Source organism: Streptomyces sp. SD31, assembly GCF_052068475.1.
Lineage (GTDB): Bacteria > Actinomycetota > Actinomycetes > Streptomycetales > Streptomycetaceae > Streptomyces.
Genome location: NZ_JBQHCX010000025.1, coordinates 56,408 through 69,702, shown reverse-complemented (window position 1 = coordinate 69,702; position 13,295 = coordinate 56,408). Strand labels below are relative to the sequence as shown.

General features: G+C 71.5%; 11 protein-coding genes. 8 read left to right on the top strand and 3 right to left on the bottom strand.

Annotation, left to right across the window (positions count from 1 at the left end; translation table 11 throughout):
* Positions 1–35: 35 nt before the first annotated feature.
* Positions 36–1,802 carry a fatty acyl-AMP ligase gene (locus ACTMVF_RS39395; protein WP_441275897.1) on the bottom strand — a complete coding sequence of 589 codons (1,767 nt, stop codon included), beginning with the start codon at positions 1,800–1,802 and terminating at the stop codon, positions 36–38.
* 436 nt (positions 1,803–2,238) lie between these two features.
* Complete coding sequence (locus ACTMVF_RS39390) at positions 2,239–2,475, bottom strand: hypothetical protein (RefSeq protein ID WP_403337808.1); 237 nt, start codon at positions 2,473–2,475, stop codon at positions 2,239–2,241.
* 294 nt (positions 2,476–2,769) lie between these two features.
* Here ACTMVF_RS39390 and ACTMVF_RS39385 point away from each other — a divergent pair, with 294 nt between their 5' ends.
* Genes ACTMVF_RS39385 through ACTMVF_RS39360 form a run of 6 tightly spaced genes read left to right on the top strand, consistent with a single transcriptional unit; the run spans position 2,770 to position 8,139 of the window.
* On the top strand, positions 2,770–4,263 hold the full coding sequence (locus ACTMVF_RS39385) for an ATP-binding protein (RefSeq protein ID WP_441275896.1): 1,494 nt from the start codon (positions 2,770–2,772) through the stop codon (positions 4,261–4,263).
* Positions 4,260–4,682, top strand: a complete 423-nt coding sequence (locus ACTMVF_RS39380) for a roadblock/LC7 domain-containing protein (protein WP_441275895.1) — start codon at positions 4,260–4,262, stop codon at positions 4,680–4,682. Before ACTMVF_RS39385 ends, ACTMVF_RS39380 begins: the two co-directional genes overlap by 4 nt.
* Positions 4,679–5,041, top strand: a complete 363-nt coding sequence (locus ACTMVF_RS39375; protein WP_441275894.1) for a DUF742 domain-containing protein — start codon at positions 4,679–4,681, stop codon at positions 5,039–5,041. The genes ACTMVF_RS39380 and ACTMVF_RS39375 overlap by 4 nt, the downstream gene beginning before the upstream one ends.
* Positions 5,013–5,675 (top strand): GTP-binding protein, encoded by a 663-nt coding sequence (locus tag ACTMVF_RS39370; protein WP_441275893.1) that lies wholly within the window; start codon positions 5,013–5,015, stop codon positions 5,673–5,675. Before ACTMVF_RS39375 ends, ACTMVF_RS39370 begins: the two co-directional genes overlap by 29 nt.
* A complete protein-coding gene (locus ACTMVF_RS39365; RefSeq protein WP_441275892.1) occupies positions 5,672–6,910 on the top strand; it encodes a cytochrome P450 in 1,239 nt (412 codons plus the stop codon). The genes ACTMVF_RS39370 and ACTMVF_RS39365 overlap by 4 nt, the downstream gene beginning before the upstream one ends.
* Positions 6,907–8,139: a cytochrome P450 family protein gene (locus tag ACTMVF_RS39360; RefSeq protein ID WP_441275891.1), complete on the top strand. Its 1,233-nt coding sequence runs from the start codon at positions 6,907–6,909 to the stop codon at positions 8,137–8,139. Before ACTMVF_RS39365 ends, ACTMVF_RS39360 begins: the two co-directional genes overlap by 4 nt.
* A gap of 122 nt (positions 8,140–8,261) precedes the next feature.
* Here ACTMVF_RS39360 and ACTMVF_RS39355 read toward each other — a convergent pair whose 3' ends face one another.
* A complete protein-coding gene (locus tag ACTMVF_RS39355) occupies positions 8,262–9,794 on the bottom strand; it encodes a helix-turn-helix domain-containing protein (RefSeq protein ID WP_441275890.1) in 1,533 nt (510 codons plus the stop codon).
* 278 nt (positions 9,795–10,072) lie between these two features.
* Here ACTMVF_RS39355 and ACTMVF_RS39350 point away from each other — a divergent pair, with 278 nt between their 5' ends.
* Together ACTMVF_RS39350 and ACTMVF_RS39345 are read left to right on the top strand one after the other, a co-directional pair.
* The gene (locus ACTMVF_RS39350) at positions 10,073–12,058 is read left to right on the top strand and encodes a glycoside hydrolase family 97 catalytic domain-containing protein (RefSeq protein WP_441275889.1); all 1,986 of its coding nucleotides are present in this window, start codon (positions 10,073–10,075) and stop codon (positions 12,056–12,058) included.
* Between the two features lie 106 nt (positions 12,059–12,164).
* Entirely contained in the window at positions 12,165–13,271 is a 1,107-nt protein-coding gene (locus ACTMVF_RS39345; protein WP_441275888.1) for a LacI family DNA-binding transcriptional regulator, read from the top strand.
* Positions 13,272–13,295: the final 24 nt, after the last annotated feature.

The following is a 13,295-nucleotide window of genomic DNA, read 5'->3' as shown; positions in this document are numbered from 1 at the left end:
AAGAGGGGGGCCGTACGACGGTGGAGCGGGCTGGGTCAGCTCAGGGCGGGCGCCTCGATCACGGCGAGGGTGCGGTCCAGGTAGGCGGCCCGGGAGGCGTGGCGCTGAATCTTGCCGCTGGACGTCTTGGGGATGGTGCCCGGCCGGACCAGGACGACGTCACGCACCGACAAGCCATGGGCCTCGGCGATCGCGCTGCGGACGACGTCGGTGATCTTCTCCGCCTCGCCTGCCGAGTCGGGGGCGATCTCGGCGACGACGACGGGTTGCTCGCCGTCCGCGCCGACGTCCGACCCGTCTCCCGCGTCCCCCGCGCCGACGCCTCCCGCCTCGACGGAGAACGCGGCGGTGCAGCCGGGGCGCAGGGCCGGGTGGGCCATCTCAGCCGTCAACTCCAGGTCCTGCGGGTAGTGGTTGCGTCCGTCGATGACGATGAGGTCCTTCAGGCGGCCGGTCACGAACAGTTCGCCGTCGCGCAGGAATCCGAGGTCGCCGGTGCGCAGGAAGCGGCCTTCGCGGCCGGTCAGGGTGGCGCGGAAGGTCTCGCGGGTGGCGAGGGCGTTGCGCCAGTAGCCCTTGGCGACGCTCGCGCCGCGCACCCAGATCTCGCCGACCTCGCCGTCGGGCAGTTCCTCGTGCCGTTCGGGATCGGCGATGGCGACGGTGACGTCGGGGCCGGGGCGTCCGCAGCCGACGGCCGCGGCGTCGGCCCGGCCGGCGTGCGGGCCCGTTTCGGAGGCCTGGAGCAGGGTGGGCGGGGCGGTGAGCGTGCTGCCGGTGACCATCAGGGTGGCCTCGGCCAGGCCGTAACAGGGGTAGAGGGCCTCGCCGCGGAAGCCGGCGGGGGCGAAGGTGTCGGTGAAGCGTCGCAGCGTGGCGGCCCGGACCGGTTCGGCGCCGTTGAAGGCGACCTTCCAGCTGCTGAGGTCGAGTCCGTCGAGGAGTTCGGGGCCGGCCTGCTTGAGACAGAGCTCGTAGGCGAAGTTGGGGCCGCCGCTGGTGTGCGGTCGGTAGCGGTCGATCGCGGTCAGCCAGCGCCGGGGCTGCTGGAGGAAGTGCAGCGGGGAGAAGAGGGTGGCGGTCGCGCCCAGGTAGACCGTGTTCAGGACGGGGCCTATGAGGCCCATGTCGTGGTACACGGGCAGCCAGCTGACGAACATCTCGTGGCCGTACTCCGCGATGGTGTCCGGCGTGTGGCCCATGCGCTCGGTGATGACCCGCTGGTTGGCCAGCAGGTTTCCGTGGGTGACCATCACGCCGCGCGGGGCGGAGGTGGAGCCGGAGGTGTACTGGAGGAAGGCCACCGAGTCGGCGGTGAGGTCCGGCTCGCGCCAGGAGGCGGCCGCCTCGTCGGGGATGTCCTCGGTGGCGAGGAGGATGAGGTCGGCGAGGTCGGGCAGGTGCTCCACCATGCCGGACAGGGCCGTGATCACCTCGCGGCCGCCGAGGATCACCTTGGCGTCGGCGTCGGCGATGAGCCGCTTCATCCGGGTCAGGGCGCGGTGGTTCTGCGCACGGCCCTGGGGCGGGACGCCCGGTACGGCGACGACACCGGCCGCGAGGCAGCCCAGGTAGCCGCAGATGAACTCCGGGCCGGGCGGGTAGAGCAGCATGGCGCGGCTGCCGGTCAGTCCCCGCTCCTGCAGCCAGGCCGCGACGGCCCGGGACCGTTCGGCGAGACGGCCGTACGAGGTCTCCTGGATCTCGCCGTCGCGGTCGCCGGTGACGAGGTACCGGTAGGCGGTCCGGTCGGGATGGTGCGAGGCATGCGTGGTCAGCAGATCGACCAGGGAACGAACCATGTGGCGAGTCACACCTGTCTGGATCGATGGGTGAGGAACTGGAGTTCGAGGGGCGCGTGATGACAACGCGCAGACGCCTCGGTCGGCCCGGCCCCCTTGCCGGACCTTCCGTCTCGACGACCCGCCGAGGAGTTGTGGCGCTGGTCCGCCTACTCCTCGCGCCCCCCGTTCGGCTTCGACTTCCTACCGGCGAGTAGCACCATAGCAAGCACGCTCGGTCCGACGAGTCGAACGAAAGTAAACCCTATGTGTCCAACAGGTGGTTGAAGAAGTGACGGTCCGCCACGAATCCGCCACCGCGTCCGAGGCGGACGAAAACCCGGACACCTAGGCTTCGTCGGTGTCCGGGCTCTGCGGGAGGGCCGGCCCCTGCGGGAGGGGCTGAGCCCTACGGAAGGGCTTGGTCAGCCGCCGTTGGGGTCAGCCGCCGATCGGGTCAGCCGCCGTTCAGCCGCCTGCGCAGCAGCGTCTTGCCCAGTTCGGCGCCCTTGCGGCTGTCCGCCTGAGCCTTGCGGAACAGGTCGGCCACCTCGGTGTCCTTGCCGCGCTCCGCGTCCTCGATGTAGCTCTCCAGGCGCAGCGCGTTGCTCAGGCATGCCTCCACGTACCAGATCAGGTTGTAGTCCTTGTCCGGCGTACCGGTTACGTGGCCGGCTTCCGTGCCACTGGTCATTCTGGCCTCCTCCGGCGTTGTCGTTCCTGGCCTCGCCGAGTACCCGCCGCCCGAACAGGCACACACGCGACCCCGCAGGAGGCGGGCATTCGCGCCAACTCCCGCATGTTGTGCGGCAATTCAGACACTCGACACAGAAGCGATCAGAGTCCCGGCACTTTCGGAGCGAAGTGTCGATCGACCGTGCGAGATCGGTCGATGACGGTGTGTACTGTGCTCCGAACGCCTCGCCGCAAGGCCTCGGAAACAGCCCTGCCCGACTGCCCCCGACCCGACCCCCTGGGAACCGACTCGATGATCGAAATACCGGACCTGGCGACCGGCGGTCTCGCCGTCGGCATGCTGTCCGCGCTCGCCCTGGGCGGCGGGCTGCTGCGCGCACAGCGGCAACAGGCCAGGCAGCGTGCCGAGATCGCCGCGTTGCGCCGCCAACTCAACGGCGTGGTCGAGGTGTTCACGGCCGAGGTCGAGCATCTCGCGGCGCGGCGCGTCCCGGCCGCCGCCCGACAGCCGGCCCATCCGCATGTCACCGTGCCGGGGCCACTGCATCCGCAGACGGCGGGGACACCGCTGGGCCGCGCGCTGGAGCAGGTGCTGGCCGGACTGCACACCGAGCTGGCCGCGCAGCGCACCCGGATCGACGCGGCCGCACAGGCCGGCATGCGCGGGGCGACGCGCGAGATCCAGGCCGGGCTGTACCGGCTGCAGGACGCGTTGCGCGGGCTTCAACAGAAGTACGACGACCCGGAGTTGACGCAGACCCTGTTCCAACTGGACCACGAGAACGAGCAGTCGCTGCGGCGGGCGCAGGTCGCCGCCGTGGTGTGCGGAGCCTGGGTCGGGCTGGCCCGCGAGGAGTCGCATCTGGTGGACGCGGTGACCGGCGGCCAGGCCCGGCTCGCGGGCTACCACCGGGTGCGGGTCCACCATCACCTGGCGGCCGGGACCGCCCTGGTGTCGCACGCCGTGGAGCCGGTCGCGATCATCGTCGCCGAACTCCTCGACAACGCCCTGCGGCACTCCGCGCCGGACACGGATGTCGTGGTCAACCTGGAGCATGTGCATCACGGCGCCTGCGTCACCATAGACGACGCGGGTCTGGGCATGGCCCAGGACGAACGCGCCCGCGCTCAGCGGCTGGTGGCGGGCTCCGAGCCGATTCTCCTCACCGAACTCGGCGATCCGCCGCGCATGGGGCTCGCCGCGATCGGACAGCTGACCCGGCAGTTCGACCTGAGCGTGGACATGTCGTCGCCGTCGCCGTACGGCGGAGTGCGGGCGGTGCTGCGGGTCGACAGCCATCTGCTCAGCCGTATCGACCCCGACGAGCGACCGCCCGCGGCGAGCGCGCCGCGCTCGACCCGCACGGCCTCCCGGGACGCGGAGTCCGTCGACGCACGGGGCGCGGCCCCTCCCGACTCGCGAGGCGAGGAGTCCGGCCCGTCCCGGGACGAGGCGTCCGGCGCCTCGCACGGATACGGGGCCGAACACGACGACGCCGCCTCCGGTGCCGTATCCGGCCATCACGCCCCGCGCGACACTGGCGGTCTGCCGCAGCGCCGACGCCGTGCGAGGGTGGCCGCCGCGGCGAGTGACGTGCCCGCGCCGCCGCCCGCCGTACGCCGCCCGGAGCAGGCCGCCGCCGCGCTGGGTGCGCTGCAAGCGGGTACCGCCGCCGCGCGCTCCGCGGCCGACGAGACAACCGGCGACGCCTCCACCGCCGTACCGGAAACCGCGACGCCGAACGACACCGATCAGATCGACCATGAAGGGGGAACGGCTCGATGACCAGCCGCGATGTGGGAGACACGGCATGGGTGCTCGAACCGATCCTGCAGGTGCCACATGTGGTGGCCGCCGTGCTGCTCACGCGGGACGGACTGGTGACGGGGTACACGGACGCGCTCACCCGGCCCTCGGCCGAGCGGGTGGCCGCGATCACCAGCACCGTGCAGGGAGCGTGCCGTACCGCGGCGGCCGCGTTCGCCGACCGGGAGCGGGCCGAGGTGCGGCAGGTCGTCATCGAGTCGGACCACGGTTACGTACTGATCGTGCCGACGGACCACGGCACTTGCGTGGCCGCGTACGGGGACGCGGAGGTGCGCCTGGATCTGCTCGCGCACCGGGTGCACTCGCAGGTGGCCCGGCTGGGCGAGAAGGCGATGGCCGCCGCGCCCCGGCGTGCCGACGGCGGCGCTTCGGCATGACCGGCCGCCGTGCCGGCCGCCCCCTGGTCCCCGCGTATCTGTCGACCGGCGGCGTGGCCCGGCCCAGTCGGCCCCATCTGGAACGGCTGTCGGTGCTCACCGGCGCCGGCGCGCCCGCCCCCGCCGGTCTGCCCGCCGCCCAACTCGCCCTGCTGGACGCCCTGGACGATGGTTCGCTGACCGTCGTCGAGGCCGCGGCGCTGCTGCGGTTGCCGGTGTCCGCGGTACGCGTCCTGGCGGCCGAACTCATCGACCGCGACCTCGTACTGGCCCGTGCGCCGATCCCGCCCGCCGGACGCTTCGACCCCGACCTGCTGAAGAGAGTGGCCGATGGCCTTCGCGCCCTCAAGCACAACTAGCCGCACGGCCAGGGTAGTTGGTGAGCCCCCTGGTGAGACACCTGGTGCGGCCGCCGGCATCCACCTGCCCGACACCGCCCTCGACCTGGTCAAGATCCTGGTCGCCGGTCCCTTCGGCGTGGGCAAGACGACGCTGATCGACTCGGTCTCCGAGATCCGGCCCCTGCACACCGAGGAGCCACTCAGCGAGGCGTCCGCGCAGGTGGACGATCTCGCCGGGGTGCGGGACAAGTCGACTACCACCGTCGCCGTCGACTTCGGCCGGATCAGCCTGCCGGGCGGGGTCGTGCTGTATCTGTTCGGCACGCCCGGGCAGGAGCGGTTCCGGGCGCTGTGGGACGACATCGCCTACGGCGCGCTGGGTGCCCTGGTCCTGGTCGACAGCCGTCGGATCGACGCGTCGTTCGACGTGCTGGGGCTGGTGGAGGAGTCGGGGCTGCCGTACGCCGTCGCCTTCAACACCTTTCCGGACGCACCGCGCCACTACAGCGAGGAACGGCTGCGCGCCGCCCTGGACCTGGACGCGGACACGCCGATGGTGACGTGTGACGCGCGGGATGCCGTCTCGTCCGTCGACGCGCTGCTCGCGCTGGTCCAGAACCTGATCGACCGTCACGCTCCGGAGGACCGGTGACCGCCCACTCCCCCGACCGGCAGGCCTTCTCCCGCTCGGCGCCCGTGCGCCTGTGGGAGGACGGCTTCGCGCTGGATCCGTACCCGTACTACGAGGCCCTGCGCGCCCAGGGCCCGGTCGGCTGGGGGGAGTTGGCGCCGGGCGTGCCGGCGTATGTCGTCACCGACCGGCGCGCGGCGCTGGATCTGCTGCACGACACGGACACGTTCTCGCACGACCCGCGGCCGTGGGAGTCGACGGTCGCGGACGACTCGCCGATCCTGGGCATGATGCGCTGGCGGCCCAACTCGCTGTTCGCCGACGGCGCGGCCCATGTCCGGTACCGCACCTCGCTGATCGACACCTTCGACCGGATCGAGCCGCACGACCTGCGGGCGCGGGTGCACCGGGCGGTGCGGGTGCTGGTGGGCCGGTTCGGGCCCAAGGGCGAAGCAGATCTCGTGGGCGAGTTCACGCGTCCGCTGATGGCGTTGGTGTTCAACAACCTCTTCGGGCTGCCGGACAGTCACAGCGACCGGCTCCACGTGGCGCTCGGCAAGATGATGGAGGGCGGCGCCGAAGCGGCCGAGGGCGAGGCGGAGTACGGCGGTTACGTACTGGAGCTGATCGCGGCCAAGGCCGAGCGGCGGGGCGACGATCTGCCGAGCCGGCTGCTGGACCACCCCGCCGGCCTCACCGCCGAGGAGGTCACCTGGCAGGTGTTCCTCACCCTCGGCGCCGGACATGAGCCCACCGCCAACCTGGTGTCCAACGCGCTCTCCCGCATCCTCGGCAACCCGCTCTACTACTCCACCCTGACCAGCGGAGCCCGCCCCGTGATGGACGCGGTGGTGGAGGTGCTCCACCACGAGACCCCGCTGGCGAACTACGGCATCCACTACGCCCGCACGCCCGTGTCCTTCCACGGCACGTGGATCAGGGCCGCGGTGCCGGTGGTCGTCTCCTACGGAGCGCTCACCTGCTTCGCCGAGCGGGAGATCACCAGCGGCCGCCACCCCAGGGACACCTCGCACCTGTCCTGGTCGGCGGGCCCGCACGCCTGCCCGGTCCGGCAGCACACGCTGCTCATCGCCACCGAGGCGATCGAACGGCTCACCCAGTGGCTGCCCGACCTGGAGCCGGTCCTGCCCCGCGAGCGCCTGACCTGGCGGCCCGGCCCCTTCCACCGCTCCCTGACCGCCCTGCCCGTCCGGTTCAGCCCCCGCTCCCTCGACCAGCCAGGAGTTCCGTCGTGACCGTGTCCGACCGTATCGACCGCGTCGCCATCGACCCGTTCGGCGCCGACATCCCCGGCGAGAGCGCCCGGCTGCGCGCCCTCGGCCCGATCGTGCCCGTGGAACTGCCCGGCTCCATCCCCGCCTGGGCGCCCACGGGCTACGACACCCTCAAGGAGCTCATCCTCGACCCGCGGGTCAGCAAGGACCCGCGACAGCACTGGCGACTGTGGCCCGAGATCGCAGAACGCCCCTCCTGGGCCTGGATCCTGGGCTGGGTCGGGGTGGTCAACATGCTCTCCACCTACGGCGCCGACCACACGCGGCTGCGCAAGCTGGTCGCGCCGAGTTTCACGCAGCGGCGTACGGAGATGATGCGGCCACGGGTGGAGGCGATCACCGCGGAGTTGCTCGACGCGCTCGATGACGGCGGGTCGGTCATCGACGTCAAGGCCGGGCTCGCCCACCCCCTGCCGATGCGGATGATCTGCGAACTGTTCGGTGTGCCCGAGGAGTTGCGGAAGGACACCGGAGCGCTCATCGCGGCCATCATGGACACCTCCGACCCGACTCCGGAGCACGCCGCGTTCGTGCAGCAGCAGATCGGTGCGGTACTGGGGGCACTGATCGCCCACCGCAGCGAGCACCCCGGGGACGATCTGACGACCGAGTTGATCCGAGTGCGGGACGAGGACGGTGACCGGCTCAGCGACGAGGAGCTGCTGTACACGCTGCTGTTGGTGATCGGTGCCGGTTTCGAGACGACCGTCAATCTCATCGGCAACGCGGTCGTCGCCCTGCTCACGCACCCCGAGCAGCTGGCCGCCGTACGGTCCGGCGAGATCGGCTGGGACGCGGTGATCGACGAGACCCTGCGGGTGCACCCGTCGATCGCGTCGCTCCCCCTGCGGTTCGCCGTCAGCGACCTCAAGGTCGGGGACGTGACCATCGCGGCCGGGGATGCGATCATCACGACGTACGCCGCCGCGGGGCTGGATCCCGCGCGCTACGGGCCGGACGCGGCCGGCTTCGACGCGTCGCGCGGAGCCGATGACCATCTGGCGTTCGGGATCGGGGTGCACCGGTGCATCGGCGCCCCGCTCGCTCGCGTGGAGGCGCTGACGGCGTTGCCCGCCCTCTTCGACCGCTTCCCCGGTCTGCGTCTTGCCGTCGGGGAGGACGAGCTGCGTCAGGTGCCGTCGTTCATCGCGTTCGGCTGGCGGGAGATACCGGTGCGGTTGCGGGCCTGAACGGCCGGAAGCGGGGACGCGACCGGTCCCCCGTTCCGGTCGTGCCCCCGCGGCGAGTCGAACTTACGTCTACGCGGGCAGATTGGGTATCGCATCAATGCCCGCTGCGGCGCCCTCGGGACTCACCTGTGCACAGGTGAGTCCGGAAGGCCCGGTTTCGCCCCGTGCAGGGTGGGCTGATCCAGGTCGCCCACGACGAGATGGGCCAGGACGACCTCGTACAGGTCGCTGCCGCCGGCGAGGAGTTGCCGTTCGAGGACGGGTTCCGCGCTGCGGACGTGCTCGCGGACCGTCTGGGCGTGGACGCCGAGGGTCTGCGCGGCGCGTTCGGCGTTGCCGCCCTCGGCGATCCAGGTGCGCAGGGTGCGGCGCAGGTCCCGGGTGTCCTGCTCCAGGCGGGCGAGGAGTTCTTGCGCCCAGGTGCGCATGGCGGGCCCGGACAGCAGGTCGTGCAGCGAGGCGTAGGCCGCTTCGCAGGAGCCGGTGTCGGCCGGTGTGTCCGCCAGGCTCACCTGGCTGTTGAGCGCCAGGTGGACCACGGCACGGGCGGTCAGGTCGGCGAAGTCCGTGCGCAGGAGGGCTTCCACGCGTTCCATGCGGGCGCGGACGGTGTTGCGGCTCACGCCCAGCACCTTGGCCGTGTTCACGGCCGTGAACTCCAGGCCCAGCCGGGTGGTGGCGAGCAGTTCGGCGCGGGTGTGGTGCGGCAGGGTGTCGAGCGGGTGCAGCAGCCGGGCCGTCCAGCCGCGCAGTGCAGCCGGGTCGGTCAGGCGCTCGGGATGGGTGCGTTCGGCGTAGACCGCGGCCTTGTCCGAACGGAAGTGCGCGACGGCGAGGGCACTGACGGCCTGGCCGTACGCGGTGGCGGTGCGGGCCAGGCTCTGCCGGGCGCTGCCGCCGAGGAAGGTGCGGGGGCGGGGGCCGATCAGCGAGCGCAGTTCCTGGGCCTCGGCCTCACCGGGCGTCACGACGATGACGTGTTCGTCGACCGCCGGGCAGAGCACGACCAGCGCCCGTTCGCCCGTCGCGTCGATGCACTCTCCGGCCAGCCGGTCCCGGTCCTCGGCGGTGCACTCGACGACGTAGACGCAGGCGGTGTCGGTGTCGAGCAGTCCGGGCCACAGTCCCGCGGCCACCCGGCGTGCGGAGACGGTGTCCTCCACCATCAGCAACTGCAGGATGGCCAGGCGCAGATCGGATGTCGCCCGCTCGAGTCGGCGTCCGGCGGCGGTCATCTCGCTCGCTCTGAGCAGGACTTCGATCACCTGGACGGTGTGCGTGACGATCTCGGAGGAGCGCCGGTCGAAGGGGGTCTCGCGCGATACCGCGAGGACGCCGGCCGACGGCCGGTTCGGGTACGCCACCCTGACCAGGCGCAGGTGACGGCCCTGGTGCTCCCAGGCGGCGGAGGCGATACGGCCGGCGGTGACGGCCGCGACGAGGTGCTCGTCCAGGGTCGGCCGGGTGCCGCCGAGGAGCGTTCCGGTGTCGTCCTGCAGCGAGGCGGTGCCCTGTACGGCGTCCGCGAGCCAGGCGACGACCCGGGGTATGCCCTGCCCGGTCGGCCGCAGGTGGTCCAGCAACTCCTGCGCCCACAGCGAGGCGTCGGCGTCCCGGACGCCCGCCTGACGGACCCCGTCCCCTCTGCCAGCCACGTCGGCCTTCACCTCGTCCTGAACTTTATTCACGACATACCGCTCGGACGTTACCTCACCCGTGCACGGCGGTACGCCCAGGTACGCATCGGGGGCGGGTTCCCAGGGGTGCGACGGTCATCCCCCGCGGCCTTTGCACCCGCTCTCGACCCCACTCTTGACCCCGCCTCATATCGACGCGTAGAACATTCCCCAGCAGAAAACGTTTACCGTACGCATCCTCCACTCGGATCGAGCCGTGCACCGCCGCGGCGCTCAAGGGAGAGGTCCCTTCCAAGATGAGAACTTCGCAGGACCGGGAAGAGCTCGCGCCGGACGGAGTGGGCAGCCCGGGGGCGCTGTCGCGGCGGGGGATGCTCAAGGGCACGGCCGTCACCGCCGGTCTGGCCGCGGCGGGGGTCGGCGCCGCGCGGCCGGCCCACGCGGCGGATGGCCCGGCCGTTGCGCGGGACTCGGTCGACGCGACCGCGCGCATGGGCGGCAACACCATCACGATGTCGGTGGTGGACGGAGCGCTGCGGTGGTCCGCCCGGCACAACGGCAGGACGGTGATCGACACGTCCGTCCTGGGTCTCAGGCTGAGCGACGGGAGCGTCCTCGGCAACGACGTGACGGTGACCGGGCAGGGGCACCGGACCTCCCGCACCACCTGGACCCCGGTGTACGGGCGCAACGCCACCGTCACGGACCTCTACCAGGAGCAGCGCTGGGACCTGCGGGACAACGCCACGGGGATCGGCTTCGGCGTCCGGATCCGTGCCTACAAGACCGGTGTCGCGCTGCGCTATGTCCTGCTCGGCGAGGGCACCGCGACCGTCTCCGACGAGCTGACGACGTTCGTCTTCCCCGACGACACCACCGTCTACAGCGCCCGCGACGAGAACGCCTACCTCCCGGTGGCGCCGGGCTCCATCCCGGTCACCGGTACCTCCACCACGGACAACGGCCCCCTGACCGACCTCCCGCTGACCGCGACGCTCTCCGACGGGCTCATCGCCTGTATCTGCGAGTCCTCCCGGCTGAACTTCCCGCGCCTGATGCTCAGTTCGGTCGACGGGCAGCCGGGCACCCTCTCCGCCTTCCTGATGGAGCACACCGCCCGCGGCACCGGAACGGTCGAGACGACCAGCACGGTCACGACCCCGTTCGCCACGCCGTGGCGCGCGCTGGTCATCGGTTCCACCCACGCCGAACTGGTCGACAACGCCGAACTGGTGCTCAATCTGGCCCCGCCCAGCGCACTGACCGACACCTCGTGGATCAAGCCGGGCAAGGTCTTCCGCTGCGAGCTCAGCACCGCGGCCGGCCTCGCGGGCGTCGACTTCGCCGTGGCCCGGGGCCTTGAGTACATCGAGTACGACGCCGGCTGGTACGGCCCCGAGTTCAGCACCCCCGACGCGACCAAGCCGATCGCCGCCATCGACCTGCCGTCGGTCATCTCGTACGCCACGAGCAAGGGCATCGGCGTCTTCCTCTACGTCAACTGGCTGGCGCTGACCGACGCGGACTCCCTCTTCGGCCTCTACAAGAGCTGGGGCGTCGCGGGCATCAAGCTCGGCTTCATCAACGACGGCACCCAGACGATGACCGACCAGATCACCGACTGGGCTCAGGTGGCCGCCAAGCACCGGCTGCTGATCGACATGCACGACGACGTCCGGCCGTTCGGCTACGAGCGCACGTACCCGAACTACATCAGCCTGGAAGGCGTCCGGGGCAATGAGCAGTTCCCGACCGCCACGCACAACGTGACGTTGCCCTTCGCCCGCAACATCGGCGGCCCGATGGACTACACCATCTGCTACGGCCAGTCACGCGACAAGACGACCAACGCCCACCAGATGGCGATGGCCGCGGTGTACTACCAGCCCCTCAACTTCCTCTTCTGGTACGACAAGCCGTCCAAGTACTCCAACCCCGCCAACTGGCCGGGACTGCCCTGGTTCAACGCCGTCCCCACGACCTGGGACGAGAGCCGGACCCTGGCCGGGTCGATCGGCGAGTACGTGGCGGTCGCCCGCCGGTCCGGCGGCACCTGGTACCTCGGGGCCATGACCAACGAGACGTCCCGGACCCTGTCGCTCCCCCTGTCGTTCCTGGGCGGCGGAACGTACACGGCTACCGTCTACGCCGACGGCACCCCGGGCACCAGCCCGTACCGGACCCCGGTCGTGGTCAGCACCGGGACCGTCACCGCGGAGACCACGCTGAGCGTGGCCATGGCCCCGGCGGGCGGGCAAGCGGTGGTGCTGACGCCGAGCTGACGAACACCGAGCGGGAAACGTTTTCCCCCGCGCATGGCTTACGTGGGCCCGTACTTCTCCGATCCGCGGGCTCACGAGGCCGAGCCGGTGCAGTAACGTCGGAACCGTGACGGACGAGGAAGAAGGCCCATCCGGCGGGCCGGGAGCGAAGAAGGCGAAGCGGAAAGCACGATCGGCCGACCGGCCGAGCACCATCCGTGATGTCGCCGCGAAGGCCGGTGTCTCGGTAGCAACCGTTTCCCGGACGCTGGCGGGCAACTATCCGGTGTCCGCGGAAACCAGACAGCGGGTCATGGCCGCCGTCGACTCCCTCCACTACGTCGTGAACGTCCACGCCAAGGCGCTCTCCGGACGTGTCGCCGGCCCCATCGCCCTCGTCCTCCAGGACATCACCGGGCCGTCCCTCGCCCACGTCGCCGCCGGAGTGGAGCAGGAGGCCGGGAGCCGGGGGCGGCTGAGCCTGGTGTGCTCCACCAAGGGCGACACGAAGCGGGAGGACGACCTCGTCCAGCTCATGCGGGAACAGCACGCGGCGGCGGTCGTCCTCGTCGGCGGCACAGTGCCGGACGACGCCTATCACCGCCGGATGGCCGGCTACGCCAAGGCGCTGGACTCCGCGGGTTCCCGGCTGGTGCTGTGCGGCCGGCCGCCCCTTCCCGAGGGCGTGCCGGCGACGGTGGTGGACTACGACAACCGCGGCGGCGCCTTCCAGGCCACCGCGCACCTGCTGACCTCCGGTCACCGGCGCGTCCTCTTCCTCGGCGGCGCTCGCGGCTTCAGCAGCGCGGAGGAGCGCCACCTCGGTCACCAGGACGCCCTGCGCGCCCACGGCACGCCGTACGTCGAGGAGCTGGACACCGCCGGGGACTACACCCGGAAGTCGGGCTACCTGCGCACCCGGGATGCGCTGCGCGCGGGAGTCGGGTTCACGGCGGTCTTCGCAGGGTCCGACGTGGTCGCGCTGGGGGCGCTGGCGGCCCTGCGCGAGGCCGGTCTCCGCGTCCCGCGCGATGTCTCCGTGGTCGGCTTCGACGATGTCCCGTTCGCCGCCGACCTGACCCCGGCCCTCACCACGGTCCGCGTCCCCTACGAGGAGCTGGGCCGCACCGCCGTACGCCTCGCTCTGGAACGCGAGGTGGGTTTCCCGTCCGACAACCACGTCGTGCTGAGCACGCAGCTGGTGATCCGGGATTCGGTGCGTACGGCAGGTTGAGAACAGCCGTCGGGGGCGGTCACG

Coding starts and splice junctions, on each gene's coding strand:
- ACTMVF_RS39350 (WP_441275889.1), top strand. CDS start 10,073: ATGAGAACTTCGCAGGACCGGGAAGAGCTCGCGCCGGACGGAGTGGGC.
- ACTMVF_RS39385 (WP_441275896.1), top strand. CDS start 2,770: ATGATCGAAATACCGGACCTGGCGACCGGCGGTCTCGCCGTCGGCATG.
- ACTMVF_RS39390 (WP_403337808.1), bottom strand. CDS start 2,475: ATGACCAGTGGCACGGAAGCCGGCCACGTAACCGGTACGCCGGACAAG.
- ACTMVF_RS39375 (WP_441275894.1), top strand. CDS start 4,679: ATGACCGGCCGCCGTGCCGGCCGCCCCCTGGTCCCCGCGTATCTGTCG.
- ACTMVF_RS39370 (WP_441275893.1), top strand. CDS start 5,013: ATGGCCTTCGCGCCCTCAAGCACAACTAGCCGCACGGCCAGGGTAGTT.
- ACTMVF_RS39395 (WP_441275897.1), bottom strand. CDS start 1,802: ATGGTTCGTTCCCTGGTCGATCTGCTGACCACGCATGCCTCGCACCAT.
- ACTMVF_RS39380 (WP_441275895.1), top strand. CDS start 4,260: ATGACCAGCCGCGATGTGGGAGACACGGCATGGGTGCTCGAACCGATC.